Source organism: Achromobacter sp. NCFB-sbj8-Ac1-l, from assembly GCF_052695805.1.
This window is the reverse complement of the sequence record NZ_CP199812.1, coordinates 672,973-699,543: the sequence shown is the minus strand read 5'-3', so window position 1 is coordinate 699,543 and position 26,571 is coordinate 672,973. Positions and strand designations below refer to the sequence as shown.

The 26,571-nt window shown below is 64.9% G+C and carries 22 protein-coding genes and 1 tRNA gene; 12 read left to right on the top strand and 11 right to left on the bottom strand.

The window, feature by feature from the left end; translation table 11 throughout:
* Positions 1–32: 32 nt before the first annotated feature.
* On the bottom strand, positions 33–938 hold the full coding sequence (locus tag ACUDP5_RS03255; protein ID WP_263914235.1) for a LysR substrate-binding domain-containing protein: 906 nt from the start codon (positions 936–938) through the stop codon (positions 33–35).
* 142 nt (positions 939–1,080) lie between these two features.
* On the opposite strand from ACUDP5_RS03255, the gene ACUDP5_RS03250 reads away from it, so the two are divergent.
* Together ACUDP5_RS03250 and ACUDP5_RS03245 are read left to right on the top strand one after the other, a co-directional pair.
* The gene (locus ACUDP5_RS03250; RefSeq protein ID WP_445658151.1) at positions 1,081–2,073 is read left to right on the top strand and encodes a Bug family tripartite tricarboxylate transporter substrate binding protein; all 993 of its coding nucleotides are present in this window, start codon (positions 1,081–1,083) and stop codon (positions 2,071–2,073) included.
* Positions 2,074–2,103: 30 nt separating this feature from the next.
* Positions 2,104–3,369 (top strand): hypothetical protein, encoded by a 1,266-nt coding sequence (locus ACUDP5_RS03245; RefSeq protein ID WP_445658150.1) that lies wholly within the window; start codon positions 2,104–2,106, stop codon positions 3,367–3,369.
* A gap of 88 nt (positions 3,370–3,457) precedes the next feature.
* Here ACUDP5_RS03245 and ACUDP5_RS03240 read toward each other — a convergent pair whose 3' ends face one another.
* Together ACUDP5_RS03240 and ACUDP5_RS03235 are read right to left on the bottom strand one after the other, a co-directional pair.
* On the bottom strand, positions 3,458–4,108 hold the full coding sequence (locus ACUDP5_RS03240; RefSeq protein WP_445658149.1) for a DsbA family oxidoreductase: 651 nt from the start codon (positions 4,106–4,108) through the stop codon (positions 3,458–3,460).
* A 98-nt stretch (positions 4,109–4,206) separates the two neighbouring features.
* The gene (locus ACUDP5_RS03235) at positions 4,207–5,100 is read right to left on the bottom strand and encodes a LysR family transcriptional regulator (RefSeq protein ID WP_263914240.1); all 894 of its coding nucleotides are present in this window, start codon (positions 5,098–5,100) and stop codon (positions 4,207–4,209) included.
* A gap of 146 nt (positions 5,101–5,246) precedes the next feature.
* Here ACUDP5_RS03235 and ACUDP5_RS03230 point away from each other — a divergent pair, with 146 nt between their 5' ends.
* The 6 genes from ACUDP5_RS03230 (at position 5,247) to ACUDP5_RS03205 (ending at position 11,077) form a co-directional block, all read left to right on the top strand.
* On the top strand, positions 5,247–6,191 hold the full coding sequence (locus ACUDP5_RS03230; RefSeq protein WP_445658148.1) for a 3-hydroxyacyl-CoA dehydrogenase family protein: 945 nt from the start codon (positions 5,247–5,249) through the stop codon (positions 6,189–6,191).
* Between the two features lie 166 nt (positions 6,192–6,357).
* On the top strand, positions 6,358–6,897 hold the full coding sequence (locus ACUDP5_RS03225) for a TRAP transporter small permease (RefSeq protein WP_263914243.1): 540 nt from the start codon (positions 6,358–6,360) through the stop codon (positions 6,895–6,897).
* Between the two features lie 14 nt (positions 6,898–6,911).
* Positions 6,912–8,165, top strand: a complete 1,254-nt coding sequence (locus ACUDP5_RS03220; protein ID WP_445658147.1) for a TRAP transporter large permease — start codon at positions 6,912–6,914, stop codon at positions 8,163–8,165.
* Between the two features lie 73 nt (positions 8,166–8,238).
* Positions 8,239–9,231 (top strand): TRAP transporter substrate-binding protein, encoded by a 993-nt coding sequence (locus tag ACUDP5_RS03215; RefSeq protein ID WP_263914246.1) that lies wholly within the window; start codon positions 8,239–8,241, stop codon positions 9,229–9,231.
* A gap of 38 nt (positions 9,232–9,269) precedes the next feature.
* Entirely contained in the window at positions 9,270–10,103 is an 834-nt protein-coding gene (locus ACUDP5_RS03210) for an NAD-dependent epimerase/dehydratase family protein (RefSeq protein WP_445658146.1), read from the top strand.
* A 59-nt stretch (positions 10,104–10,162) separates the two neighbouring features.
* Complete coding sequence (locus tag ACUDP5_RS03205; protein ID WP_445658145.1) at positions 10,163–11,077, top strand: SMP-30/gluconolactonase/LRE family protein; 915 nt, start codon at positions 10,163–10,165, stop codon at positions 11,075–11,077.
* On the opposite strand, the gene ACUDP5_RS03200 is transcribed toward ACUDP5_RS03205, so the two are convergent.
* The 5 genes from ACUDP5_RS03200 to ACUDP5_RS03180 form a co-directional block, all read right to left on the bottom strand.
* Positions 11,058–11,858 (bottom strand): putative nucleotide-diphospho-sugar transferase, encoded by an 801-nt coding sequence (locus ACUDP5_RS03200; RefSeq protein ID WP_445658144.1) that lies wholly within the window; start codon positions 11,856–11,858, stop codon positions 11,058–11,060. The two genes, ACUDP5_RS03205 and ACUDP5_RS03200, sit on opposite strands and share 20 nt — an antisense overlap.
* Before the next feature lie 200 nt (positions 11,859–12,058).
* Positions 12,059–12,149 (bottom strand) — tRNA-Ser (locus tag ACUDP5_RS03195).
* Positions 12,150–12,306: 157 nt separating this feature from the next.
* Positions 12,307–13,860: a SpoVR family protein gene (locus tag ACUDP5_RS03190; protein ID WP_263914306.1), complete on the bottom strand. Its 1,554-nt coding sequence runs from the start codon at positions 13,858–13,860 to the stop codon at positions 12,307–12,309.
* The gene (locus tag ACUDP5_RS03185) at positions 13,857–15,116 is read right to left on the bottom strand and encodes a YeaH/YhbH family protein (RefSeq protein ID WP_263914307.1); all 1,260 of its coding nucleotides are present in this window, start codon (positions 15,114–15,116) and stop codon (positions 13,857–13,859) included. Before ACUDP5_RS03185 ends, ACUDP5_RS03190 begins: the two co-directional genes overlap by 4 nt.
* 12 nt (positions 15,117–15,128) lie before the next feature.
* On the bottom strand, positions 15,129–17,045 hold the full coding sequence (locus ACUDP5_RS03180) for a PrkA family serine protein kinase (RefSeq protein WP_445659123.1): 1,917 nt from the start codon (positions 17,043–17,045) through the stop codon (positions 15,129–15,131).
* Positions 17,046–17,884: 839 nt separating this feature from the next.
* Here ACUDP5_RS03180 and ACUDP5_RS03175 point away from each other — a divergent pair.
* Both ACUDP5_RS03175 and ACUDP5_RS03170 read left to right on the top strand, forming a co-directional pair.
* Positions 17,885–19,147 carry a DUF3142 domain-containing protein gene (locus tag ACUDP5_RS03175; protein ID WP_445658143.1) on the top strand — a complete coding sequence of 421 codons (1,263 nt, stop codon included), beginning with the start codon at positions 17,885–17,887 and terminating at the stop codon, positions 19,145–19,147.
* Positions 19,134–21,650 (top strand): hypothetical protein, encoded by a 2,517-nt coding sequence (locus tag ACUDP5_RS03170; protein WP_445658142.1) that lies wholly within the window; start codon positions 19,134–19,136, stop codon positions 21,648–21,650. Before ACUDP5_RS03175 ends, ACUDP5_RS03170 begins: the two co-directional genes overlap by 14 nt.
* Before the next feature lie 63 nt (positions 21,651–21,713).
* Here the strand turns inward: ACUDP5_RS03170 and ribD are convergent, their stop codons facing one another.
* Positions 21,714–22,829, bottom strand: coding sequence for a bifunctional diaminohydroxyphosphoribosylaminopyrimidine deaminase/5-amino-6-(5-phosphoribosylamino)uracil reductase RibD (gene ribD, locus ACUDP5_RS03165; RefSeq protein ID WP_445659122.1), 1,116 nt, complete (start codon positions 22,827–22,829; stop codon positions 21,714–21,716).
* Positions 22,830–23,079: 250 nt separating this feature from the next.
* On the opposite strand from ribD, the gene ACUDP5_RS03160 reads away from it, so the two are divergent.
* A complete protein-coding gene (locus ACUDP5_RS03160; protein ID WP_445658141.1) occupies positions 23,080–23,646 on the top strand; it encodes a cysteine hydrolase family protein in 567 nt (188 codons plus the stop codon).
* A gap of 28 nt (positions 23,647–23,674) precedes the next feature.
* Positions 23,675–24,634 carry a GlxA family transcriptional regulator gene (locus ACUDP5_RS03155; protein WP_445658140.1) on the top strand — a complete coding sequence of 320 codons (960 nt, stop codon included), beginning with the start codon at positions 23,675–23,677 and terminating at the stop codon, positions 24,632–24,634.
* 42 nt (positions 24,635–24,676) lie between these two features.
* Here the strand turns inward: ACUDP5_RS03155 and nrdR are convergent, their stop codons facing one another.
* Positions 24,677–25,156 carry a transcriptional regulator NrdR gene (nrdR, locus tag ACUDP5_RS03150; protein ID WP_263914316.1) on the bottom strand — a complete coding sequence of 160 codons (480 nt, stop codon included), beginning with the start codon at positions 25,154–25,156 and terminating at the stop codon, positions 24,677–24,679.
* 127 nt (positions 25,157–25,283) lie between these two features.
* Positions 25,284–26,534, bottom strand: a complete 1,251-nt coding sequence (gene glyA / locus ACUDP5_RS03145; protein ID WP_263914317.1) for a serine hydroxymethyltransferase — start codon at positions 26,532–26,534, stop codon at positions 25,284–25,286.
* Between the last annotated feature and the right edge of the window lie 37 nt (positions 26,535–26,571).

The window sequence follows — 26,571 nt, the reverse complement described above, 5'->3', positions numbered from 1 at the left end:
CCATGCCGCCCCGCGTTCCCTGCGACAGGGCGTCAGGCAAATTCCGCCACGCCCTGGAAGCGCCGCGTCAGGATACCGACGAACGCTTCCGTCACCACCGACGGCGCCGTCTGCGCTGGATACGCCATGCACACCCGCACCGGCAACCTGGGTTTGAAAGGCCGTATCGCCAACTGCTGCGAGAACACGTCCGCGATGTACGGGTTGACGATGCCCAGCCCCGTGCCCGCCGCGGCCAGCGCGCAGATCGTCGACGAATACGTGGTTTCGATCTCGGACACCGGCTGCACCTGGTGCGCCAGCATCGCGCCCCGCAATTGCAGGTAGACGTCATCGTCGGCGTTCAGCACCAGCAGCCGGCGCTCGTTCAGGTCGGCAATGCCGATGGACGCCAGTTCGGCCAGCGGATGGTCCGGCCGCATCACGCACACCGCCGCGCTTTCGTGCAGGCTGGTCAAGGACAGGTGCGCGCCTTCCAGCGGCACCGTCGTCACCACCACGTCGTAGGTGCCGTGCAGCAGCCCTTCACGCAGATACTGGCTGCCCACGGTCTGCATGTTGATGTGCACGTCGGGGTAGCGCTGAGCGAATTCCTCGACCGCGCCCGGCAGCATGCCCAGGCCCAGCGCTGGCGTGCACGCCAGCCGCAGCACGCCGCTGCCGCTGCGGCGCATGGCGGCCACGCGGTCTTCGATGCGTTCCAGGCCGACGAAATGCCGCTTGACGGTATCGAACAGGTCCTTCGCCTCGCGCGTGGGCCGCAGCCGGCCGCGCTCCATATCGAACAGCTTCAGGCCGCTGGCCTGCTGCGCCTGCGACAGCAGCCGGCTGATCGACGGTTGCGTGGTGCGCAGCATCTGCGCGGCGCCGGTCGTGGTGCCGGTCAGCATTACCGCGTGGAAGGCTTCGATCTGACGGAAATTCAGCGGTCGGCTCATGGGCTCACAGGGTATGGCAAATCTGCATAGCCTATGCCTAAAAAAGAATTTTTTCAAATACTTGGCGACTCCTACACTCGTGGCTCCCAAGGTGCCGTGCTCCAGCACCGCCCTTGAAATCCAACCGCTGTAGGGAAACACCATGAATGCATGCCGTCCCTGGCGCCGCCGCGTCCTGCAAGCCCTTTGCCTGACCCTGGCCGGCGCCGCCCTGCCGTTTGCCGCCCAAGCCCAAGCCAATTATCCGGACCGTCCGTTACGGATCATCGTGCCCTTCACCGCCGGCGGCAGCTCGGACATCCAGGGGCGCCTGCTGGCCGAACACCTGGGCAAACTCTACGGCCAATCCGTCGTGGTGGAAAACCGCCCCGGCGCCGGTGGCCACATCGGCGGCAAATACGTGGCCGACTCCGGGCCCGATGGCTACACCCTGTTGCTCGGCTCCATCGGCCTGCACGCCACCTACGGCGTCTACAAGACCCTGAACTACCGCCCCGCCGAGGATCTGAAACTGATCACCATCGTCGCCGAAATGCCGCACGTGGTGGTCGCCAACCCGGAACTGTCGGCCAACACCCTGGGCGAACTGACCGCCCTGGCCCGCGCCAATCCGGACACCGTCCACTTCGGCTCGGCCGGCGTGGGCTCGTCGGTGCATATGGTAGGCGAACTGTACAAGATGGCGGCCCAGGCGCCGATCGTGCACATTCCGTACCGCGGCAGCTCGGCGGCCACCAACGACCTGCTCGGCGGCCAGATCCAGCTGCTGTTCGAGAACGTGCCCACCACCATCGGCTACATCCAGACCGGCAAGCTCCGTGCCCTGGCCATCACCGGCGCCACCCGTTCGCCCGCCCTGCCCAACGTGCCCACCGCCGCCGAGGCCGGCCTGCCCGGCCTGACGGTCACCTCATGGACTACGCTGGCCGCCAGCAAGGACGTGCCCGACGCCCTGATCCAGAAGATCAGCGCCGACCTGCGCCGCGTCTACGCCGACCCCGCGTTTCGGGCCGGTCTCGAACGCCTGGGCATGACGCCCGTGGGCAACAGCCCCACCGAAGCGCGCGAATTCGTCGAACGCGAGCGCGCCCGCTGGAACAAGGTCATCGAAACCGAGCACATCAGCGCAGGCTGATCCTTTCCCTCTTTACGATTGATGATTCGCATGACGCAATCCGACATCCCCTGCCGCCGCCTGGGGGCCGCGCCGGGCCACCACTTCTTCGGCTACTACAACAAGACCGTCTGGCACCGCGGCGGCCGCTATCTGCTGGCCAACCGCACGCCGGTCAAAGACGCCGTGCTGACGCCCGCGCTGCGCGCCGAGGTCGGCTACTTCGACCTGCAGGATGGCGAGCGCTACCACCCCGTCGGCGCCACCACGGCGTGGAACTGGCAGATGGGCTGCCAGCTGCAATGGCTGGACGGCAAGGCCGAACCGCAACTGATCTACAACTGCCGGCGCGACGACGACAGCGGTTTCTATTCCGGTTTCCGCTCGGCCGTGCACAACATCGTCACCGGCGAAACCCGCACCCTGCCGCTGCCCATCTACGTCGCCGCGCCCAGCAGCCGCTACGCGCTGTGCGTGGACTACCGGCGCCTGTACATCACCCATCAGACTATCGGCTACAGCGAGCATGCGCCCGGCCCCGTTGCCAATGCGCCCGCCGACGACGGCATCCACACGCTGGACCTGGACAGCGGCGAACACCGCCTGCTGGTCAGCTACGCGGACCTGGCCGCCTTTCACCCGCGCACCTCGATGCAACGCGCCATCCATTGGGTCAGCCACATCGAGGTCAACCCGTCGTCCACCCGCATCCTGTTCCTGCACCGCTGGACCGAACGCGTCAAGGACGAAACCTGCTTCCTGCACCGGCTCATCACCATGAACCCGGACGGCAGCGACATGCGCCTTCTGGAATGTTCCGACCACCCGCTGCCGCAACTGGCCGACGACTTCGACCCCAACGCCGTCGGCACCTTCGACTACGAAAAGTCCGAATACCAGATCTCGCATCCGCTCTGGCGCGACGACCGCTCGATCATTGTCTGGGGTCCGCACGACGGCAGCATCCACTACCACCTCTATGAAGACGCCCCCGGCGGCGCAGTGCAGGTGGTGGGCGATGGCGTACTGACCGAGAACGGCCACATGACCTTCTCGCCCGTCGACACCCGCTGGCTGCTCAGCGACACCTATCCCGACCCCGTCACGCACGAACGCATCCTGTTCCTGTACGACATGCAGACGGGCCGGCGCCACGACCTGGGCAGCTTCTACGCCGACCCCACGCTGTCCAAGGAAAACCGCTGCGACCTGCACCCGCGCTGGAGCCGTGACGGCACGCAAGTCTGCATCGACTCGGTGCACGAAGGCGAACGCCAGATGTACGTGCTGGACGTCGGGCCGATCGTGAAGGGATAAAAGAACAGGGCCGCTCTGGGCGGCCCCGCTTCTCTTCGACAGGTGATGCGTAACGCGTACGCAGGACCCGGGCCGGACCGCCCCGACGTCAGCCCTCTTGCGCCACTTGCCGCAACGCCTGCTCGAACACGTCCGCCGGCTGTCCGCCCGACACCAGGTACTTGCCGTTCAGGATCACCGACGGCACCGAGGTGATGCCGCGGTCGCGCCATTCGGCCTCTTCCTTGCGCACCTCGTCGGCATAACGGCCCGAGGCCAGCACCTCGCGGGCCTCGGTTTCGTCCAGCCCCGCATCCGCGGCCGCGCGCGCCAGCACGTCGGCTTCCGCCGTGTCCTGGTTGTCGTAGTGATAGGTTTCCAGCAGGCGCTTCTTCAGCGCCGTCTGGCTGGCCTGGCCCTGCAATCCAGCCCAGTGCAGCAGGCGATGGGCGTCGAAGGTATTGAACGAGCGGTTGTCCTCGGCCATGCGCATGCGCATGCCGACCGCCGCCGCACGCTCGGTGATGACCTTGCGGTTGGCCTGCACCTGCTCGCGATCGTAGCCATACTTGGCCATCAGGCGCTCGATGGTGTTCTGCCCGCCCTTGGGCATGTCGGGATTCAACTCGAACGGCCGGAACCGCAGCTCGACGTCGGCCTCGCCTTTCACCCGCTCCATCGCGGTCAGCAGGCCGCCCAGGCCCACCGCACACCAGGGGCAGGCAACGTCGGACACGAAATCGATAGTGACTTTGGACATGGAAATCTCCGGAGATCAGGCGTCCAGCGTAGACCAAAGCGGCACGGTGGCGCACAAAAGCCCTGAATGCGGCAAGGATTCCCCGTCGAGGCTGACCCTCAATCCGCGCTGGCGACTTCCCGCAGGGCATCGATGAACAGCTCGGCCGGCCGGGACAACGAGCGCCCCGACCGCCGCAAGATACCGATGAATCGAGACAGCGAAGGATTCTCGATCGAAATGCGCCGCAACCGGCTCGTGTCACCTCCCCGCACGACCAGTTCGGAAAGAACGGCCACCCCGAGGCCCTGGGCCGCCATCGCCATGATGGTCGAGTTATAGACCGCCTCGTAGGCCGCGGGCAGCGAGATCTTGTTCTTGTCGGCCGCGGCCTCGATGTGCATGCGGATACTGCTTTCCCTGACGGGCAGGATGAGCGGCGGGCCGGCCAGGTCCTTCAGCGTCACCGAACCGCGTTTCGTCCACGGGAAGTCCGGCGCGACGAAGGCGTAAAAACGGTCGGTCATCAATTTTTCCCAGACCAGCTCCTGGTCGCGTTTGACCGGGCTGCCCACGCCCAGATCCACCTCTCCGTTTCGGATCATGTAGGTCAGGCGAGCGGCCACGGTGTCCCGGATGCGGACCGTGATGCGCGGATAGTCTCGATTCAAGCGATGGATGGCGCGGGGCAACAGGCCCGCCGCCACCGACGGCAAGGCCGCCACGGTCACCGTACCGCGGTCCGGATCGTTTGCCTCTCGGGCATGGGTGACCAGGTCTTCGATTTCACCGACCAGGCGTTCGATTCGGGGGAACAGCTCCTGGCCTTGCGGCGTCAGCGTCACGCTTCTGCGATTGCGATCGAACAGTTGCGTGCGCAGGTGGGTTTCGAGTTGCTGAATCTGGATGGTCAGCGCTGACTGAGAGATGTTCAGCTCGTACGCAGCCCGGGTGAAGTTCCCCAGACGGGCGATCGCAAGGAAGGCACGCAACTGCTTCAGATCGCCCAGCATTACCGCTCCCCTTTTTTTTCGATGCAGCAATAGACGAGCTATTGATATTTTTGAAAACTCTATTCGTTTATTTGAATTTTACCAATCGCAACCACCTGAGTAAATTGTGATGCGGCACTTGACCAGGCCTCTAACCGGGAAAAAAGATGAGCAGCATCAACAAGGTAGTGGTAGTGGGCGGCGGAACCATGGGATGCGCGGTCGCCGCCATGTTCAATGTGGCGGGGTGGCGCGTCGACGTGGTCGAATCGGAAGCCTCGGCGCGGCTTGGCCTGCTTGACAGGGTAGGCGCGGCCGCCCAGGCACTGGGCGCGGACGGACACCGATCTTCGCTTGCCATTCATGGCGCGTTGGCCGATGTCGACTGGGCCGGCGTCGAGATCGTCATCGAGTGCATATTCGAGAACCTCGCCCTCAAGCAGGCGCTGTTTGCCGAACTCGAAGCACTGTGTCCGGCATCCATTCCTTTGACCAGCAATTCATCGAGCTTTCCGATAAGCCAGATCGCAAAGGGCTTGGCGACGCAGCATCGAATGCTTGGGCTGCACTTTTTCATGCCGGCTCATCTGGTGCCGGCGGTAGAGGTGGTCTGCAGCGCGGTGTCGCTGGCGTCGACCGCCGATCACGTCAGCGCCATCATGAGAGCGGTCGGCAAAAAGCCGATCCGGGTCAAGCGCGATATTCCTGGCTTTCTCGCCAATCGCATTCAGCATGCCTTGATGCGCGAGGCGATCGCCCTGGTCGAAGAAGGTTTCGCCTCGGCGCAAGACGTGGACGCCGCCGTGCGCTATGGGTTCGGGTTCCGCTACATCGCGGCCGGCCCGCTGCTGCAAAAAGACCTGGCCGGCATCGACATCCATTGCGCGGCCGCCACGACGATGTATCCGTATCTGCGCACAGACCAGCAACCCAGCGCCTACATGCGCGAACTGGTCGCCAACGGCGATATCGGCGTCAAATCGCCCACGCTACGCGGCTTCTATCAATGGACGCCCGAGCAGGTGGCGCTTGAACAAAAGCGATATGAGACGGCACTCCTGAAGGCCGCACGAATTCTGTCGGACGAAGAGGCCGCCACGAGCCCCCGATAGCACGCAAGCCCGGCACCCAAAACAAGAAACCAATCATTCAAATCTGCAATGCAGATTCCTACCAAGGACCAAGGGGAGATTTGATGAAGCGAGACACCACGCACCGGGAGGCGCCATGAACGGACATTGCGCCTCTCATAGAAAGTTCCTGGCGCTGCAACGGGCCATGGATTCCATCAACAATGCCGCGGAAAAGTGTGCCGGACTTTTTCTTCTCGGCATGATCGTCGCCATTTCGGTTTCCGTCTTTGCCCGGATTCTCTCTACCTACACCGGCATCCCCCTGTCCGCGCCCTGGGCAGAAGAGCTCGCGCGCTACCTGATGGTCGGAAGCGTCTTCATCGGTGGTGCGGTTGCCGCCTATCACCTGCGCCTGATCGGGGTCGATGTCTTCGCCAGCCTGGTCCCCGAGCGGCTTGCCCGTTGGCTGCGGCTGCTATCCCATGTCCTGACCCTGGCGCTGGCGGTCCTGCTGGTCTGGAAGTCCGTCCGGCTGATCGAGCTGGGCCTGAAGCAATGGTCGCCCGCCATGGAAATGCCGATGGCCTATGTCTATTCATTGATGGCCATCGGCTGCCTGCTCATGTGTGCGAACACCCTCACGAATGCGGCAAAAGAGCTGTTGAAGGTGGACACGCCCCAGCGCGAATCCGCGGAAATGGAAGAAGCGATGGAAATAAAGAACAGCGTCGAGGGGGCAATATGATTCTGGTACTTGGCTTGTCGTTCTTTCTGATCATGCTGATCGGCGCGCCGATCATGACGGCGCTGGGCCTGTCCGCCGCCATGGCACTGCAATCGGGGGACCGGTCGCTGCTCATCGTAGTGCAGATGGCCTTCCAGTCGCTGGACTCATTCAGCCTGATGGCCGTGCCGTTCTTCATCCTCGCCGGTCATCTCATGCAGTCAGGCGGCGTCGCGCGCAGGCTGGTCCAGCTGGCCAACGCCTTCGTCGGCTGGATTCGGGGCGGCCTGGGCGCCGTTGCGGTCCTGACATCCCTGTTGTTCGCCACCGTGTCCGGATCATCGTCGGCGACAACCGCCGCGATCGGCTCCGTGCTGATTCCTGAAATGGAGAAAAAGGGCTATCCGCGATCCTTCGCCGCGTCGATTGCGGCGTCGTCCGGCGAGCTGGGGGCCATCATTCCCCCTTCCATTCCCATGGTGGTCTATGCGCTGACGGCCAATGTCTCGGTCGGCGCGCTGTTCATCGCGGGCATACTCCCCGGCCTGCTGATCGCCCTGTCGCTGATCCTGACGGTTTGCGTGATTGCCAGCATCCAGGGCTTTGACGAGGTGCGGGTGCTGAGCCTGAAGGATTGGACCAAAGGCGTGCTGGTGGCGTTGCGGGACGCCATGCTGGCCTTGATGATGCCGATCATCATTCTTGGCGGCATCTATGGCGGCCTGTTCACCCCCACCGAAGCATCCTGCGTCGCGGTGCTCTATGGCCTGGCGCTGGGGATGTTCGTCTACAAGGAAATCACGCTCAGGAACCTGCTCGGAATCTTCGGACGGGCCGCGGTGATGTCCGCGATCATATTGCTGATCGTCGCCTTCGCCGCGGTCTTTGCCTATCTGCTGACCATCAACCAGGTTCCGCAACGCGTCGCTGCCATGCTCGGATCGGTGACCACCAATCCCATCGTATTCCTGCTGCTGGTGAACGGCATGCTGTTCATCGTCGGCATGTTCATCGAAGCGTTGGCGGCGATCCTGATCATTGTGCCGATCCTGGCTCCGATCAGCGTGACGTTCGGCATCGATCCCATCCATTTCGGCATGATCGTCATCACCAATCTCGCCGTCGGCATGGTAACGCCGCCGGTGGGGGTGAATCTGTTCGTGGTGTGCGAGGTGGCCCAATTGAAGATGCATCAATTGGCTCGCTACCTCGTCGTCTTCCTGGCGGTCCTGATCGTGGACATCCTCATCATCTCGTACGTACCCAGCCTCAGCACGGCGTTTCTCTAGCGGGCGGCGCCGGGCTGCGGCCCAGTATCAAGTGAAAAAAAACCAGATCCAGAAATCACCGAGGAGACAAGAAATGCGCATTCTCAAGAAGATCATCGGCGTCGGAGCCGCCAGCCTGTTGCTGCTGTCGGCCCCCTCCCACGCGTTGAACATGGAGGTCGGGCACACGCTGACCACGGACAGCCCGTTTCACGTCGGCACGCAGAAATTTGCCGACATCCTCAAAGAAAAATCAAACGGCAAGATCAGCATTACGGTGTTTCCTCATTCGCAGTTGGGCGGTGAGCTCACGATGATCCAGGGCGCCGTCGCTGGCGCTACGGATCTGTTCGTCACCGGCCAGCCGGCCCTGAACAATGTGGTGAAGGAATTCCTGGTCTTCGACACGCCATTTCTGTTTGACAGCGTGCAGCAGGCCAATGAAATCCTGGCCGGGCCGGTCGGCGACAAATTCCTCGACATCCTTCCCAAGTATGGCCTGGTCGGGCTGGGCTGGTTTTCCGCCATCGAACGCAATGTCTTCGGCAACCGGGCCGTCAATTCCGCCGGCGACCTCAAGGGCATGAAGATTCGCGTCATCCAGTCGCCGGGATATGTCGAAAGCTACAAGACCCTGGGCGCGCAGGCGACCCCGATGGCGTATTCCGAGCTGTACCTGGCACTGCAGCAGAAGGTCATCGACGGCGGCGAGACCACGCCGGACCAATTCGTGTCCGACAAGTTCATCGAAGTGTCCAAGTACTTCAACATGACCCACATCAATATCCATCCGGCGCTGCTGATCATGTCCAAGACGCGCTGGGACTCCCTCTCCGACAGCGAGCGGAAAATGGTGAAAGAGGCCGCCGATGAAGCGATGGCCTATGCCCGCGACTATTACCAGAAGGTCTATGACGAAGGGATGAAGACCATGACGGAAAAGGGCGTCACGGTGGTCTACCCGAGCGACCTCGACTCCCTGGTGCTGGCCACCCGGCCGGTCGTGAAGAAACTGGTGGGTGATGCGCCCAACGGCCAGGCACTGTACGACGCCGTGATTGCCGCCAAGGCCAAAGCCAACAAATGACCCATGACCGCACCGCCCCGCAACAGACAGGAAGACCCATGAATCGCTTCACCAACGCCAGCAACCTGCGGGTACTGATCACCGGCGCGGCCGGGAACATCGGCAAATGCCTGCGCACGCATCTGCGGGGCCGCTATGCCTTGCTGCGCCTGGCCGATATCGCTGAACAGGAGCCCGCGCAAGCGGGCGAGGAAATCTGCACAATCGACGTGCGCGACATGGACTCCATCGCGCGTTGCATGGAAGGCATCGATTGCGTCATTCATCTTGCCGGCATCCCGGGCGTGGACACCTGGGAGAAGATCCTGCCGATGAATATCGACGGCTGCTACAGCGTATTCGAGGCCGCTCGCCGCCAGAACGTGCCCCGCGTCATCTTCGCCAGCTCGAACCATGCCGTGGGCTACCATCGACGGGAGAAATTCCTGGACAACACCGTCGAACCCCGGCCCGACTCGCTCTATGGCGTGTCAAAGGTATTTGGCGAAGCCTTGGGCCGGATGTATGCCGACAAGTACGGCATGTCGGTTGCCTGCCTGCGCATCGGCACCTTCCGCACGCCCGACCGTCCCAGCGAAGCGCGCCAACTCCTGACCTGGCTCAGTCACCGGGACATGGCACAGCTGGCGCGCCGCTGCATCGAGCACGAGTCGTACCACTTCGTCGTGGTCTATGGCGTATCGAACAATCTGCGCAATCGTTGGGACAACTCGAACGTGAAATTCCTTGGCTATCGACCGCAAGACGACTCCGAGGTATTCGCCGCGGAGATACTCGCCCAGGGCATAGCGGAAGACCCGATCGCCGCCGAGTTTCACGGGGGCTTCTATTGCCCCCTGGAGTTTGTCGGCACCACCGACAGGATCTCCTGAAACGCCCGGGTGGGCGCGTTGGCGCCCACCCGCAGACAACTCCTTGCCACCGGGAAACCATGTACGCCGCACCGCCCGCCATTCAAGCCGAAGTCTTTGCCCGCCTGCCCGACGCCTTCCGCAAGCCGGAAGGCACGTCCGAATGGCATCGCTACCAACCGGGCAACCAGCCGCCGCACTCCCTGTTGGAGGGCCCCTCTTTCGATGCGCAAGGCCGTTTGTATTGCGTGGATGTCCCTTGGGGTCGCGTGTTCCGGGTCGACGCACAGGGTCGGTTCGAATTGATCGCCGAATACGACGGCGAGCCCAACGGCCTGAAGATCCACCGGGACGGGCGCATCTTCATCGCGGACTACGCGCGCGGCATCATGCAGCTCGATCCCGACACCGGCGAGGCCAGGCCCGTGCTCGAACGGGTCCACCTCGAGCGGCTCAAGGCGGTGAACGACCTGGTCTTTGCGTCCAACGGCGATCTGTATTTCACCGATCAGGGACTGACCGGCTGGCACGATCAGACCGGCCGGGTATTTCGACGCAGGGCAGACGGCCATGTCGACTGCCTGTTGGACAACATCCCCAGCCCCAACGGTCTGGTGCTGGACCCGAGCGAATCGGTTCTCTATGTCGCGGTCACGCGGGCCAACGCCATCTGGCGCGTGCCGCTCACCCGCGAGGGCGCCGTGACCAAAGTCGGCACCTTCATCCAGATGTCCGGCGGAGGCGGGCCCGATGGCCTGGCGATCGACGAGCACGGCAATCTGGCCGTGGCGCATGTCGGCCTGGGCGCGGTCTGGCTGTTCAGCCACCGCGGCGAACCCATGTTGCGCATCAATTCGCCAGCGGGGGCATTGACGACCAACATCGCCTTCGGCGGCCCGGACCGCAAAACGCTTTACATCACCGAATCGGAGTCCGGATCCATCCTGCGGGCACCGATGCCCGTCCCGGGCCGTGTCATGTATTCGGGCGTTTGACCGCCTGGCGGGCGTCGCTTTGAGCGAACAGGATTCGCTCTATCGCACGCACCCGGTCGCGGCGGCGTCTGACGGCACGCCCCACCCGGCCGAACGCACGCTTCTGTTGCCTGGCCTCGCGACTGGCTTGCAGGTGCTCGATATACACCGATTCGCCCAGCGCGTTGTCGGTCTTGTCGAAAACCCAGCAATACGCCACCGGCAGGATGCCCAGCCGAAAGCGCGGCGCAGCCGACGCGGCATCGTCAGCCAGAATGCGTTCCAGCACCAACTGGTCCCACTCGTCCGGCGACACCGCGCAGGCATCCGCCCATTCCTGCAGCAGCGTGGCCGCGGCAGGCGTATGGTTGATGAACAGCGTGCCGCTCAGCAGATGCCCATCCGGCTCGAAGTACGCGCCGATGTCGCAATCCAGCCCCGCCAGCGCCGGCCACGGATCGCGGTGAAACACCGCATCCACGTCCACATACAGCATCGGCCCGACGTGCTTCTTGCGCATCGCAACCAGCACCCCGGCCTTCATCGACGCATTGCGCACCCACGACCCGGTGGAATCGATCGCCTCGGCATCCACCGGCAGCCCCAGCCGTTCGGCCGAGCGCACCAGGCGGTTCTTCTCGGCCTCGTAGACGCTGTCCTTCGTATAGAAAGCCACCGTCATGCCGGTAGCCATGGGGCGAATATCCGGCTCCGCACGCCCCTGCGCCCCGGGAAAGCGCGCCACCACGCGCCGATGTTCCGGCGACCAGGCCGAAAACTTGCGTTGAAACCACTCGAACATGATGGGCCGCCTATCCAGACTGAAGAATCCAGGCGGAGTGTAGGAGCGGCGTTTCCAGGCGGGGAGCCGTTGCAACCGGCAGAAATACGGGTCACCGTGTTGCAACCGATCGAAATATGAATCCAGGCAAGAACGCGGCTGACGGACGTAAAAAAACCCGCAAGGCCATCGCGGCTTGCGGGTTCTTTCACGGAAATTCTTGGCGGACAGAGGGGGATTCGAACCCCCGATACGCTTTTGACGTATACACGCTTTCCAGGCGTGCGCCTTCAACCGCTCGGCCACCTGTCCTGATCTGGTACGCATTCCGAAAAATGCGAATCCGCGATTCTAGCAGATCGGAAAGAATGCTGCAGCGCCGGTCGGCAAATAAAAAGGGGACGCAATTGCGCCCCCTCGGTCCTCCCCGGGCCTGCCCCCACAAGGCGTCCCGGGGTTGACGCGATCGTTACACCGGCGGCGGGTCCTGTTCGCGGTAGGAACTGACCGTGCCGTCCGGCTCGGTTTCCTCCAGCCGCACCCGGAAGCCCCACAGCCGCGCCAGGTGCTTCATGACCTGCTCGGCATCCTCGGCCGCCAACGGCCGGCCGCGGCTCTTCAGGTGGCGCAGCACCAGCGACCGGTCGGTATCGCGATTGAAACGCGTGACCTGGATGTCCGGCACCTGGTTGTCGCGGTTGTGCTGCGCGGCCAGCAGGCGGCGGATGTCGCGGTAGCCTTCGTCGTCGTGGATGGCGGCGACTTCCAGCTTGGGGTTGGCCTGGTGGTCCGAGATCGCAAAGAAGCGGAACTCGCGGATCAGGCGCGGCGACAAGTATTGCGAAATGAAGGACTCGTCCTTGAAGTTGCGCATGGCGAAGTCCAGCGTCTTCAGCCAGTCGCCGCCCGCGATGTCCGGGAACCAGCGGCGGTCTTCGGGGGTGGGCTTTTCGCAGATGCGGCGGATGTCCGACATCATCGCGAAACCCAGGGCGTACGGGTTGATGCCGCCGTAGCCACGTTCGTCAAAGCCGCGCTGGCTGACGACGTTGGTATGGCTTTGCAGGAACTCCATCATGAAGCCGTCGTTGACCAGGCCCTTTTCGTGCAGGCGGTTCAGGATGGTGTAGTGCCAGAACGTGGCCCAGCCCTCGTTCATGACCTTGGTCTGCGTCTGCGGGTAGAAGTACTGCGCCACCTTGCGCACGATGCGCACCAGTTCCTTCTGCCATGGCGCGAGCTTGGGCGAGTACTTCTCGATGAAGTACAGCAGGTTTTCCTCGGGCTCGGGCGGAAACACCACGGCGGCCGCACGCGGATCCTTGTCGGCTTCCAGCCGCGGCAGCGTGCGCCACAGGTCGTTGTATTGCAGGCGCGCGTGCTCCTGCCGTTCGGCCTGGCGGGCGGACTCTTCCTTGTACGAGATCGGGGCGGGCCGCTTGTAGCGGTCGACGCCGTGATGCGACAGTGCGTGGCAGGAATCCAGCAGCGCTTCCACCGCGTCGATGCCGTAGCGGTCTTCGCAGTCCATCACGTACTTGCGGGCGAACACCAGGTAGTCCAGCACACCGTCGGCGTCGGTCCACTGGCGAAACAGGTAATTGCCCTTGAAGAACGAGTTGTGGCCGTAGCAGGCGTGCGCGATCACCAGCGCCTGCATCGTCATGGAGTTTTCTTCCATGAGATAGGCGATGCAGGGGTTGGAGTTGATCACGATCTCGTACGCCAGGCCTTGCATGCCGCGACGGTAGTACTGCTCGTTGCGGATGAATTCCTTGCCGTAGGACCAGTGCGGATAGCCGATAGGCAGGCCGGCCGACGCATACGCGTCCAGCATCTGTTCCGAGGTGATGACCTCGATCTGGTTCGGGTAGGTATCCAGCCCGTACTCACGCGCGACCTGCGAGATCGCGTCGTCATAGGACTGGATCAGCTCGAACGTCCATTCGGAACCTTGCGACAACGGCCGGGGGCTGGCGCCGACCGATTCCGGCTCTACGAGTGCGCCCACGATGGCATTCATGCGGTTTCCTTCTTGAACAGGTCATGGAACACGGGATAGATCTCGCCGCGTTCGCAGATGCGCCGCATGACGAAATGCGGCTCCAGTTTCTGTTCATATTCCGCCCACAGGCTGCTCTTGCGGGCTTCCTGCGAGTCGGGAATCTCGATATAGGCGAAGTAGCGCGAGGCCGGCAACAGGTGTTCGGCCAGGAAGCGCGCGCTCTTGCCAGCGTCGGCGCCGAACGAATCGCCGTCGCTGGCCTGCGCCGCGTACACGTTCCAGGCCGTAGGCGGATAGCGCTTCTCGACGATCTCGCGCATCAGTTCCAGCGCCGACAGCACGATGGTGCCGCCGCTCTTGGGATCGTAGAAGAAGGTCTGCTCGTCCACTTCCTCGGCATTGTCGGTGTGGCGGATGAAGACCAGGTCCACGTGCTCGTACTTGCGCGACAGGAACAGGTACAGCAGCGTGAAAAAGCGCTTGGCCAGGTCCTTCTTGCCTTCGTCCATGGAACCGGACACGTCCATCAGGCAGAACATGACCGCGCGCGCCATCGGTATGGAAACCGACACGCGGTTGCGGTAGCGCAGGTCCAGGTCGTCCAGGAACGGCACGCGGGCCAGGCGCTCGCGGCAGTCTTCGACGTCCTGCTCCAGCGTCCGGATCTGGTCGGCGGGCGCGCCCGCCGACAGGGCCTTGGCCAGGCGCTCTTCGGCGTCTTCGAGGTCGGCGCGCGCCTTCACGCTCAGCGCCACCCGCCGCGCCAGCGATGACTTCAGCGTGCGGCTGATGCTGAGCATGCTGGGCGAACCCGTGGTGGTGTAGCCCGCGCGCTGCCATTTCTTCTGGCTGACCTCGCCCAGCTGATTGCGTGCCAGGTGCGGCAGTTCCAGGTCTTCGAAGAACAGGTTCAGGAACTCGGCGCGCGACAGGCTGAAGGTGAACTGATCGACCGCCTCGCCTTCGCCGGGTTCATTGCCGCCCTGGCCCTCGCCTCCCTGGGGCCGGTCGATGGCGTCGCCCTTGGCGAATTCGCGGTTGCCCGGATGCACCATTTCCCGGTCGCCGCCCGCGCCGTGCCGGAACGTCGGCTCGGAAATATCGCGGGCGGGCAGGTTGATCTCGCCGCCCTGATCCATGTCCTGGATCGAGCGGTCGCGGATCATCCCATGGACCGCCTTGCGGATCTGGTCCTTGTAACGCCGGAGAAAGCGCTCCCGGTTGACAGCGCTTTTGTTGCGCCCGTTAAGACGGCGATCGATCAGTGAATTCATGATTCACCTCGCTCAGGAAGACTTCCTCACGCGGAGGTACCACTCGCACAGCAGCCTGACCTGCTTTTCCGTGTAGCCCTTTTCCACCATCCGGTCGACAAAGCTCTGGTGCTTCGACTTGTCCTCGGCCGAGGCCTTGGCGTTGAACGAAATCACCGGCAGCAGGTCTTCCGTGTTCGAGAACATCTTCTTCTCGATCACTTCGCGCAGCTTTTCATAGCTGGTCCAGGTCGGGTTGCGGCCGTTGTTGTTGGCGCGCGCCCGCAGCACGAAGTTCACGATCTCGTTGCGGAAGTCCTTCGGGTTGGCAATGCCGGCCGGCTTCTCGATCTTTTCCAGCTCATCGTTCAAGGCGCTGCGGTCGAAGCTTTCACCGGTTTCCGGGTCGCGGAATTCCTCGTCCTGGATCCAGCAGTCGGCAAACGTGACGTAGCGGTCAAAGATGTTCTGGCCGTACTCGGAGTACGACTCGAGATAGGCGGTCTGGATTTCCTTGCCGATGAATTCCGCATAGCGCGGCGCCAGGAAGCCCTTGATGAACTCCAGGTAGCGGCGGCGGATTTCCTCGGGGTAGTCCTCGCGGCCGATGCGCTGCTCGAGCACGTACATCAAGTGCACCGGGTTGGCGGCGACTTCGGTCTGGTCGTAGTTGAAGACGCTGGACAGGATCTTGTACGCGAAACGCGTGGAGACCCCGTTCATGCCTTCGTCGGTGCCGGCGTAGTCCTTGTATTCCTGCAGCGCCTTGGCCTTCGGGTCGACGTCCTTCAGGCTTTCGCCGTCGTAGACGCGCAGCTTGGAATAGATGCTGGAATTCTCGGGCTCTTTCAGGCGGGTCAGCACCGAGAACTGCGCCATCATGTCCAGCGTTCCGGGCGCGCACGGCGCCTTGGACAGCGAGCTGTGATGCAGCAGCTTTTCGTAGATGCGGACTTCTTCCGAAACCTGCAGGCAGTAAGGCACCTTGACGATATAGATACGGTCGAGGAAAGCCTCGTTGTGCTTGTTGTTGCGGAAGGTCTGCCATTCCGACTCGTTCGAGTGCGCCAGGATGCAGCCGTTGAACGGAATCGCCGAGAACCCCTCGGTACCCTTGAAGTTACCTTCCTGGGTGGCCGTGAGCAGCGGGTGCAGCATCTTGATCGGCGCCTTGAACATTTCGACGAACTCGAGCAAGCCCTGGTTGGCCAGGCACAGGCCGCCGGAATAGCTGTAGGCATCCGGATCATCCTGCGAGTGGCGGTCGAGCTTGCGGATGTCGACCTTGCCCACCAGCGACGAGATGTCCTGGTTGTTCTCGTCGCCCGGCTCGGTCTTGGCGATGGCCACCTGGCGCAGCACCGACGGATTCAGGCGCACCACGCGAAATTGCGAGATGTCGCCGTCGAATTCCTTCAGCCGCTTGACCGCCCACGGCGACATGATGCCCGACAGGTAGCGGCGCGGAATGCCGTATTCCTTTTCGAGGGTGTCACCGAAGCGTTCGGGATGGAACAGGCCCAGCGGCGACTCGTTCACGGGCGAACCCTTGAGCGCGTAGATGGGATAGCTCTCCATCAGGACCTTCAGGCGTTCTGCGATGGACGACTTGCCGCCGCCCACAGGCCCCAGCAGATAGAGGATTTGCTTGCGCTCTTCCAGTCCCTGCGCGGCATGCTTGAAGAACGCCACGATCTGCCCGATGACGTCCTCCATGCCGTAGAACTCCTGAAACGCTGGATAGCGCCGGATGGTCCGGTTGGAAAACAAACGGGAAAGACGTGGGTCGTTGCGCGTATCCACGATTTCAGGTTCACCAATCGCCGCCAGCATGCGCTCAGCGGGGCTGGCGTATGCCATCGGATCGCGTTTGGCGAGATTCAGATATTCCTCAAGGGAAAGCTCTGACTCCTGCTCTCTTGCATACTGCGACTTGAAGCCTTCGACGATGTTTTGCACGGAAACCTCCTACAACACGCGAAAAAGCCATGACGTCCCTACGTGTCCCCATTGTGTGCCTCAGTGCTTGTGCGTGACTAGACAATCTCGCCATAAGCAATCTCGGCACGGTCGTATGTTGCTTTCGCCACACATCAACCAAGAGCACGATCGGGCCCTTTCCGTTTAGGCTGCACCCTTCGGACACAAGTTCCGTCAGGGATTGCAACTAACGTGAATAAGTTCACTCGTACGCCTTCAGCATATCGCTGTAGAACGGGCGCATGATGCGGCCGCATATGAAATGGTCAGCAATGATTTGAAGGGATGAGCGATATCCCGGTGGATTCTTATGATCCGGGGCGTAAGGCCCGGTGCGTTCGCTGAACGATGGCAGCGAACGGTCTGAACGGCGCGATGTGCGACCGGGTTCAGCGACGTGTCGGTCCGGTTGTTGAAAGCGCCGGTACGCAACACTGGAATCCGTGGTGACGAGGGCGCGTTGCGGGCGGTGGAGCAAGCCATGCGCGCGTAGCGCCAAGTCATGGTCTTAGCTTAAGCCGATTTGACGCTTTTGTGGCAATTCATTTGCGCCGATGCGCAAAAAATGCAGCAGGAAATGTTAGGGACAACGCGAACGGCGTTCACGCAAGAATCGCTCCCAAACTTGCTGCGATCCGGCTGCAAGCCGCGCCGGCAAACGCTATGCCGGCGATGGTCTGCGACTATCGGCTGCATTTCCTGGCAGCCGCATGCGCAGAGTGCTAATACCCCTTGCGACATCAAGGATAGAATCACGCATCTTTTCAGCCGCGCGCAGCCCTTTTCTTTTCACTGTCTTTCACCGCATCATGCCGACCCGCCCGCGACCCGCCACCCCAGGGTTTCGCATCGCCAACGCGCCGCGGCGCCGGCCCCTGCTTGCGGCGATCTGCGGCCTGCTGCTGCTGGCCGGCTGCGAACCCGCCCGCGCGCCGCACGCAGGCGCCCCCCTTCCCAACGATGCCTATGTCTGGCAAAGGCGCTGGACGCCCGCCGTGACCGGCGCGCTGGCAGACGGCGCCGCATCCGTGCGGTCCTGGCGCGTGCTGGCCGCGGAAATGCGCGCCGACGGCGTCTGGTTCGATGCCGCGCCGGATCTCGCCGCGCTGGCCGCAACCCAGCGGCCGGTGGTCGCGGTGCTGCGGCTGGACGGTCGCGTGGGCGCGCTGCGGTCCGACGACATCATCGCTCGCGCCACCGCCACGCTGGCCGCGTGGCGCGATGCCGGCGTCGTGCCCGCCGCGCTTGAAATCGACTACGACTGCGCCACCTCGCAACTGCCGGCCTACACCGCCTTGCTGATCGACCTGAAGCACCGGCTGGTGCCCGGCGTGGCGCTGTCGATCACCGCATTGCCGACCTGGCTGGACAGCGCCGCGCTGGCCGCGCTGCTGGCGGTCCCGGACGAAACCGTGCTGCAGGTCCATGCCGTGCAGGATCCCGCGCTGGGTCTGTTCAACGCCAAGCGCGCACACGCCTGGCTGGATGCCTATGCGCGCCAGACCCATCGGCCGTGGCGCGTGGCCCTGCCCACTTACGGCAGCCGCGTCGCCTGGGACGACAGCGGCCGCATTGCCGCCGTCGAAAGCGAGCGCCCCGCCCTGATGCCTGGCGGCCGCTCGGCCGAACTGCTGGTCGCACCCGCCGACATGGCGGCGTTTGTGGCCCAGCTGGACCGCGAACCGCCATCGGGCCTGGCGGGCATCGTCTGGTTCCGCCTGCCAACCGCCGCCGATACGCGCGCCTGGAGCCTGCCGACCTGGCGCGCGGTGCTCGCCCGCCAGCCCCTGACCGCCGACATGACCGTCGCGGCGCAAACCGCCGGCCCCGGCGGCGCGCGCAACGTGCTGTTGGCCAACCGCGGCAACAGCGATGCCCCGCTGCCCTTTGCCATCCGCCTGGACGCCGCCTGCCGCGCGGCCGACGGCATCAACGGCTACACCCTTGAATACGACCGCCAGGGCCTGTATCTTCGCCGCGCGCAAGATGGCCTGTTGCGTGCCGGCGCCGAACGCGCCATTGGATGGATACGCTGTGAATCCGCAACCCCGAGCCTTCATGTACAACCGTAAATCGCTTGTCGCCGCCCTGCTGCTGGCCTGCGCCGCGGGCGCCGGCATCGTCATCGCCTGCGGTCCGGAGTTCCCGCCGCAACTGCTCGATGACCGCGCCGGCACGCTGCAAGGCACGCCCGCCAATTCCTTCGCCTACGAGGCCGCGCGGCTGGCGCCGGCCACCGACGCGCTGCGCGCCAGCGAATCGGCCCTGCTACCTGACGGGACTTACCGGTCCGACGCCATGCCGGAAGACTACGACCCGGCGCTCAGCTCGGCGCAACGCGACCAGATCCGCGCCATGCGCGCCAAGCCCGACGGCGATCAGGCCTATGCCGCTGGCGCGGGCCTGCCCGAGGCGGTACGCCTGTATGTCGCCGCCGCGGTGGACTACCGGACGGCCCCGCAAGGCCAGGGCGACGAGCGCCGGGACCGCGCCCGCAAACGCCTGCTCTCTATATTGGAGTTACCGGCCGAACAAGCCGCGACGCGCAGCGTCTGGGCGGCCTACCTGTTGGCGGAAATGGGGGACGTCGAAGCCGCCTACGCGCCGCTGGACGAGCATTCCCACGAAGCCAGCCACGATGCCGACGCCTGGCGCACGCACGACGCCGACGCCTACGCGCGCGTCCGCACCCTGGCGCTGCGCGGCGACGCCGATCCGCTCGGCCTGGCGGTGGCCAGCTACGGTCAGCAGGCCCGGCTATACCTGACCGGCGCGCAAGGCCCCTGCGTCTACGAAGACGGCGCCCCCGCCACCGAGTGCACCGACGCCATTGCGCCCGCCGACCTGAAACAGGCCATTCACCTGTACGCAGACCAGGCCGCCCGCGGTTCGGTCAGCGGACGAGAATCGCTTCGTATTCTCGCCCAGTGGGGGTTGAGCTCGCCCGCTCGCGCATCCCGCCTGATCGACGATCCGATCAGCCAGCGGCTGCTGGTAGCCTACGGGCTGGCCCGCGTGGGCGACATCGTCGACGGCAACCCGGACAGCGCCAACGACCTGTGGGCCACCTTCGACGCCACCGGCCGCCTGGCCCTGGCCGATGCCGCCACCGGCCGGCCCGACCTCACGCCCAATCCCACGCTGCAGTCGCTGGTGACCGCCTTGCAGACGCAGGACCCGCAGCGCATCGCCGATGCCGACCGGGTGGCCGCGCTGGCGTATCGCGTGGGCCGCTACGACCTGGCGCAGGCGCTGGCCGAGCGGCTCGATACGGCGCTGGCTTGGTGGGTGCGCGCCAAGCTTGCCGTGCGACAGGGCGACAACGAACGCGCCGCGCGCGCCTACACGCGGGCCTTGGCCGCGTTTCCGCGGGCCGACGGCAGCCTGGAACCCAACGCGGGTGCGCTGCTGAAAGCCGAGCAAGGCGTGCTGTCGCTGTCGCGCGGCCAATATGTCGAAGCGCTGGACCAGCTCTATCGCGCCGCCGCCCACCGGGATGGCGAAGCGCCGCCCGACGAAGGCTGGCCGCTGTCGCCGTACTGGAACGACGCGGCCTACGTGGCCGAACGCGTGCTGACGACCGATGAGCTCAAGGCCTACGTGGACCGCCAGGCCCCGGTGTCGCCGCCGCCCTCGCGGCCGCCTGGCTTCAACCGCTACACCACCGAGCAGTTCTACGAATGGAGCCGCCTGCACCAGCCCCCCGTGCACGACCGCCTGCGCCAGTTGCTGGCGCGCCGGTTGGTGCGCGAGGGCCGGGCGGACGAAGCGCTGGCCTATTTCCCCGCCGACGGCGATCCCCGCTTTGCCTCGCTGCAATACCAGGACGGCGACTGGAAGATTGTGGACTCCAACGTGCGCCAGCGCGCCGCCGAGTACAGCGACGCGCTGCAAGCCGCCGGCAACGCCTGGGGCCGCACCTCGCGCGCGCAGGCCTGGTACGCCGCCGCTACCTTGGCGCGTCGCGACGGCATGCGGATCATGGGTTACGAACAGGGCCCCGACTACGCCGTGTACGACGGCAGCTACGCAGCCGGCGCCGGCCGCGACGCCAATCCGTGGTGGCGCGAGGCCCGCGCCGACGCCGGCCAGCCGCTGGATACGCCACTGCAACGCGCCGAAGCCGACCTGCCCGGCCCCTTCGTGACGCAGGAAGAACGGGTGCGCTACGCCGCCAGCGAAGCCAAACCCGACGTGCGCTACCACTACCGCCAGATCGCCGCCGACTACGCGCTGAAGGCTGCCGACCAGTTGCCCACCCGCTCTCAGGCGTTCGCCGCCGTGCTGTGCCGCGGCGCGCGCTACGTCATCGACGACACGCCGGAACGCGCCACCGCCATCTACCTGCGCTATGTGGATCAGGGCGCGCAGGTGCCGTTCAGCGCCACCTTTGGCCGCGAATGCCCTGAACCCGACTTCCAGTCGGCCTCGCGCTTTCACTACATCCAGGCCTGGAAGGCATGGGAACGCGTGCGCCATCAGCATCCGGGGCTGCTCTTGGCCGGCGGCCTGCTGGCGCTGGCAGCGCTGGGTGCGGGTGTCCGGGCCTGGCGGCCGCGAGGCAGCAAACCCTGAGCGGGGCCTGCTGGGAAGCGGGGCTGCTGATAAAGAAGAGCGAAGCGCGCTCGGGCGCAGCCCCTAGGACAGCGCCGGCAGCTCGACCCGGCGCATCAGCTCGCGCCAGTGATCCGCCACCCGCGCGCGCACGCGCATGTCGGCGCCCAGGCGCTCGGCGTCGATGAATTCGTAACGTGGGGCGGCCTCCAGCCGCTCCAGCAGCGGCAGCTTGACCAGGCCGGCGGCATCGCCCAGCAGCATCGGCGCCAGGTAGACCAGCAGTTCGTCGATGCAACCCGCCGCCACCAGCGCACCGCTCAGGCCCGCACCGGCCTCGACATGGACTTCGTTGAACTGCTCTGCGGCGAACCAGCGCATCATGGCGGGCAGGTCGACCCGGTCGGGTTCCTGCCCCGGCAGCGCCACCACCCGTACGTTCCTGGCCGCCAGCCGGGCTTCTTTTGCCGCATCGGCGCGAGCGGTGAAGACGATGACTTCGCCGCCATCGATCAGGCGCGCATCTTCCGGCAGTTCAAGACGGCCGTCGACCACCGCCCGGCGCGGCTGGCGCGGCGTGGCCACGCTGCGCGCGGTCAGTTGCGGGTCGTCCTTCAGTACGGTGCCGATGCCGGTCAGCACCACGCAGCTGCGTGCGCGCCAATGGTGCCCGTCGGCGCGCGCCTCTGGGCCGGTGATCCATTGCGACACCCCGTTATGCAGCGCGCTGCGGCCATCCAGCGACGTGGCCATCTTCAGCCAGGTCCAGGGCAGCCCGCGGCTCATGCGCGACATGAAGCCCGCGTTGATGGCCAGCGCTTCTTCGCGGCACACGCCGGTGGTAACGGCAATGCCGGCCTCGCGCAGCCGCGCCAGGCCGCGGCCGTTGACCAGCGGATTGGGGTCGCCCAGCGCCACCACCACCCGGGCCGGCTTGGCGGCCAGCAGCGCGTCCACGCAGGGCGGCGTGCGGCCGAAATGGCTGCACGGTTCCAGCGTGACATATACCGTGGCGCCGGCCACCGATTCGCCGCGAGCCTGGGCATCGCGCAGTGCGCCGACTTCGGCATGCGGGCCGCCCGGCGGCTGGGTCGCGCCTTCGCCCAGCACCCGGCCGTCGCGCACGATCACGCAGCCCACCCGGGGGTTGGGCGCCGTGGTGTACATGACGGTCTGCGCCAGCGCCAGGGCGCGCCGCATCCAGGTAAGGTCGTCGGAGTCATAAGGGTGCGTCATGCCTGCGATTGTATGTCCGCCGCCCGCGATGGGCACGGGGAGCAGCCGGCCGGCGGGCCTTGCGCTCCGTGCCGCGCTATGATCTTCGACAGGGCCTGGCCAGCATGTCCGTTTCGGGCCGATGCTGGTCTGGAGCCGGCCTCGCCCAAGGGGCATGCCAGGGCGAAAATACCTGCCATACCCCTTGAAATTCCACGGCACGGAGCCCGGAACCATGAAACAAGCACTGATAGTCATCGACGTCCAGGATTCCTTCCGGCAGCGTCCGTTTTGGGACGAGTCCGAATACCCCGCGTTTGTCTCGCAGCTCCAGGGCCTGATCGATTCGGCCGCGGCGCGCGGCATTCCGGTGCTGCAGGTGTTCCACATCAGCGCCGCCAACGACCCCGCCAATCCGTTTTCCCTGGCGTCCGGCCACGTCAGGACCCTGGACGAAATCCGCATTTCGCCCGACGCGGTGTTCCACAAGACGGTGCATTCCTCGCTGTACGGCAAGGCCGCCGACGGTTCGACGTTGCACGACTGGCTGGCCGCGAACGGCATCGAAGGCGTGATCGTCAGCGGCATCCGCACCGAACAGTGCTGCGAAACCACCACCCGGCATGCCAGCGACGCCGGCTACAAGGTCGTGTTCCCGACCGACGCCACGCTGACGTTTGCCATGCAGAGCCCGTCGGGCCAGCACTACACCTCGGCGGAAATCCGCGACCGCACCGAACTCGTGCTGCAAGGGCGCTTTGCCCGCATCGCGCGCGCCGCCGACGCCTTCGCCAGCGCCTGACCGAACCCACCAGGACAGGACGCCCCCGATGATTCCCGTGCACTTCATACTGCCCCGGGGCATCGTGCTGCTGGACGTGGCGGGCCCGGCCGAGGCCTTTCGCGTGGCCAACAAGCTGTGCCCCGACGCGTTCACGCAGCATTTCTGCGGCCCGTCCACGGAAATCGAAAGCGGCATTCCCGGCCTGCACCTGGCGCGCATCCAGCCGTTGCCCGACCAATTGCCGCCCGAGGCGCTGGTGATCGTCTCGGGCGTCGTGGGCAAGCCCACCCGCCTGGACGAACCCGAGGCGCGCCGCATCATCGAGTGGCTGGCGGTACGGCATCCGGCCGACGGCTTCACGCTGATGACCGTCTGCGCCGGCGCCTTATTCGCCGCCGCGGCCGGCCTCACCCGCCAACGCGAATGCACCACGCACCATAGCTGCCTGGCCCAGCTTGCCGCCATGGACCCGACGGCCCGGCTGCACGACAACCGCATCTTCGTCGAAGACGGCAACCTGGTCAGCAGCGCCGGCATCACCGCCGGCATCGACCTGGCGCTGCACATGGTGTCGCGCCATTGCGGGCCGCGCGTGGCCAGCGAGGTGGCGCGCGACATGGTGGTCTACCAGCGCCGCGCCGGCACCGATTCGGCGCTGTCGCCGTGGCTGGAACATCGCAATCACATGCATCCCGGCGTGCATCGCGTCCAGGACGCCGTGGTACGCAACCCGGCCGCGGACTGGTCGGCGCAATCGCTGGCCGAGCAGGCCCACACCAGCGCGCGGCACCTGACGCGGCTGTTCCGCGAGCACGCGGGCTGCACGCCCATGGACTATCTGTATCAGATCCGCGTCGCGCTGGCGCGCGACATGCTGCGCGAAACGCGCTTGAACCTGGAATTGGTGGCGGAAAAGTCGGGCTTCGGTTCGGCCCAGCACCTGCGCCGCGTGTGGCGCCGCTTCCAGCCGCAGACGCCAAGCATGGCGCGGGCGGAACCGCGGTAAACGGCGTTCGCCGTCATTCCTGCGCCGTCATTGCGCGCGGCGTTATTCCTTGCGCAGCTTGCCCGGCAGCAGCGGCCCCTGCATTTCGCGGATGGCCTCGACGAATTCGCCGATGTCTTCGAAGCTCTTGTAGACCGATGCGAACCGCACATAGGCCACCTTGTCGAGCTTGCGCAGCTCGTTCATGACCAGTTCGCCGATGTGCTCGGACGGCACTTCCCGCAGGCCGCTGGCCAACAGCTGTTCTTCGATGCGGGCCACGGCCCCGTCCACGTCTTCGGTGCTGACCGGCCGCTTGCGCAGCGCCAGGCTCAGGCTGGCGCGCAGCTTGGCCGGATCGTACTCGCTGCGGCTGCCGTTGCGCTTGACGACGGACGGCAGGGCAAGTTCCACCCGCTCGTACGTGGTGAATCGCTTGTCACAGGACTGGCAGCGGCGCCGGCGGCGGATGGCGTCGCCCTCTTCCGAGACACGGCTGTCGACGACCTGCGTTTCGGAATTGCCGCAAAATGGACACCGCATGTGTGATCCCTGAAAACACGGAAAGGCAATAATTCGTCGACATTGTAACGATGAAACAAACAAAAGGACGGCCCTTGCGGAGCCGTCCTTTTCGCAGGCTGGGCGGCTGACGCCGCCAGCGGCCGTCTTACTTCTTGCCGTAGACCGGCAGGCGCGAGGTCAGCTCGTTGACGCGGGCGCGAACGGCGGCGATGTTGGCCTCGTCACGCGGGTTGTCCAGCACGTCGGCGATCAGGTTGGCGGTCAGTTCCGCTTCGGCTTCGGTGAAGCCGCGGGTGGTCATGGCCGGGGTGCCCAGGCGGATGCCGCTGGTCACGAAGGGCTTTTCCGGATCGTTCGGAATGGCGTTCTTGTTGACCGTGATGTGGGCCTGGCCCAGCACCGCTTCGGCTTCCTTGCCCGTGATGCCCTTGGAACGCAGGTCCACCAGCATGACGTGGCTTTCGGTGCGGCCCGACACGATGCGCAGGCCACGCTTGACCAGCGTATCGGCCAGCACCTTGGCGTTCTTGACCACTTGCTGGGCGTAAGCCTTGAATTCGGGTTCCAGCGCTTCCTTGAAGGCCACGGCCTTGCCGGCGATGACGTGCATCAGCGGACCGCCCTGGATGCCGGGGAAGATCGCCGAGTTGACGACCTTTTCGAACTCGGCCTTCATCATGATGACGCCGCCGCGCGGGCCGCGCAGCGACTTGTGCGTGGTCGAGGTGACGAAGTCGGCATGCGGCACCGGGTTGGGGTAGGCGCCGCCCGCCACCAGGCCGGCGTAGTGGGCGATGTCGACCATGAACAGCGCGCCGTTTTCATGGGCGATGCGGGCCATGCGTTCGAAGTCGATGTGCAGGGCGTAGGCGGACGCGCCGGCCACGATCAGCTTGGGCTTGTGTTCGCGGGCCAGTTGCTCGACCTGGGCGTAGTTCAGGACTTCGTTTTCGTCCAGGCCATACGAGATGAAGTTGTACAGCTTGCCCGAAGCGTTGACCGACGCGCCGTGGGTCAGGTGGCCGCCTTCGGCCAGGCTCATGCCCAGCACGGTGTCGCCCGGCTTCAGGACGGCCATGTACACGCCCTGGTTGGCCTGCGAGCCCGAGTTGGGCTGCACGTTGGCGGCTTCGGCGCCGAAAATCTGCTTCAGGCGGTCAATGGCCAGTTGCTCGACCACGTCGACGTATTCGCAACCGCCGTAGTAGCGCTTGCCCGGATAACCTTCGGCGTACTTGTTCGTGAGCTGCGTGCCCTGGGCTTCCATGACGGCCGGGCTGGCGTAGTTTTCCGAGGCGATCAGCTCGATGTGCTGCTCTTGGCGTACGTCTTCCTTCTGGATGGCGGCCCAGACGTCCGGGTCAGCCTTGGAGAGGGTGAGGTTGCGGTCAAACATGACGGGAGGTTCCTGAAGCGGGTAAGAGAGGGGGAAA

Bases quoted from the DNA above. Each gene is read 5' to 3' on its own strand.
- ACUDP5_RS03245 (WP_445658150.1), top strand. From the start codon at position 2,104: ATGACGCAATCCGACATCCCCTGCCGCCGCCTGGGGGCCGCGCCGGGC.
- ACUDP5_RS03175 (WP_445658143.1), top strand. From the start codon at position 17,885: ATGCCGACCCGCCCGCGACCCGCCACCCCAGGGTTTCGCATCGCCAAC.
- ACUDP5_RS03235 (WP_263914240.1), bottom strand. From the start codon at position 5,100: ATGCTGGGCGATCTGAAGCAGTTGCGTGCCTTCCTTGCGATCGCCCGT.
- ACUDP5_RS03155 (WP_445658140.1), top strand. From the start codon at position 23,675: ATGATTCCCGTGCACTTCATACTGCCCCGGGGCATCGTGCTGCTGGAC.
- ACUDP5_RS03185 (WP_263914307.1), bottom strand. From the start codon at position 15,116: ATGAATTCACTGATCGATCGCCGTCTTAACGGGCGCAACAAAAGCGCT.
- ACUDP5_RS03225 (WP_263914243.1), top strand. From the start codon at position 6,358: ATGGATTCCATCAACAATGCCGCGGAAAAGTGTGCCGGACTTTTTCTT.
- ACUDP5_RS03255 (WP_263914235.1), bottom strand. From the start codon at position 938: ATGAGCCGACCGCTGAATTTCCGTCAGATCGAAGCCTTCCACGCGGTA.
- ACUDP5_RS03190 (WP_263914306.1), bottom strand. From the start codon at position 13,860: ATGAATGCCATCGTGGGCGCACTCGTAGAGCCGGAATCGGTCGGCGCC.
- ACUDP5_RS03230 (WP_445658148.1), top strand. From the start codon at position 5,247: ATGAGCAGCATCAACAAGGTAGTGGTAGTGGGCGGCGGAACCATGGGA.
- nrdR (WP_263914316.1), bottom strand. From the start codon at position 25,156: ATGCGGTGTCCATTTTGCGGCAATTCCGAAACGCAGGTCGTCGACAGC.
- ACUDP5_RS03250 (WP_445658151.1), top strand. From the start codon at position 1,081: ATGAATGCATGCCGTCCCTGGCGCCGCCGCGTCCTGCAAGCCCTTTGC.
- ACUDP5_RS03200 (WP_445658144.1), bottom strand. From the start codon at position 11,858: ATGTTCGAGTGGTTTCAACGCAAGTTTTCGGCCTGGTCGCCGGAACAT.
- ribD (WP_445659122.1), bottom strand. From the start codon at position 22,829: ATGCGGCGCGCCCTGGCGCTGGCGCAGACCGTCATGTACACCACGGCG.
- ACUDP5_RS03205 (WP_445658145.1), top strand. From the start codon at position 10,163: ATGTACGCCGCACCGCCCGCCATTCAAGCCGAAGTCTTTGCCCGCCTG.
- glyA (WP_263914317.1), bottom strand. From the start codon at position 26,534: ATGTTTGACCGCAACCTCACCCTCTCCAAGGCTGACCCGGACGTCTGG.
- ACUDP5_RS03240 (WP_445658149.1), bottom strand. From the start codon at position 4,108: ATGTCCAAAGTCACTATCGATTTCGTGTCCGACGTTGCCTGCCCCTGG.
- ACUDP5_RS03170 (WP_445658142.1), top strand. From the start codon at position 19,134: ATGTACAACCGTAAATCGCTTGTCGCCGCCCTGCTGCTGGCCTGCGCC.
- ACUDP5_RS03215 (WP_263914246.1), top strand. From the start codon at position 8,239: ATGCGCATTCTCAAGAAGATCATCGGCGTCGGAGCCGCCAGCCTGTTG.
- ACUDP5_RS03210 (WP_445658146.1), top strand. From the start codon at position 9,270: ATGAATCGCTTCACCAACGCCAGCAACCTGCGGGTACTGATCACCGGC.
- ACUDP5_RS03160 (WP_445658141.1), top strand. From the start codon at position 23,080: ATGAAACAAGCACTGATAGTCATCGACGTCCAGGATTCCTTCCGGCAG.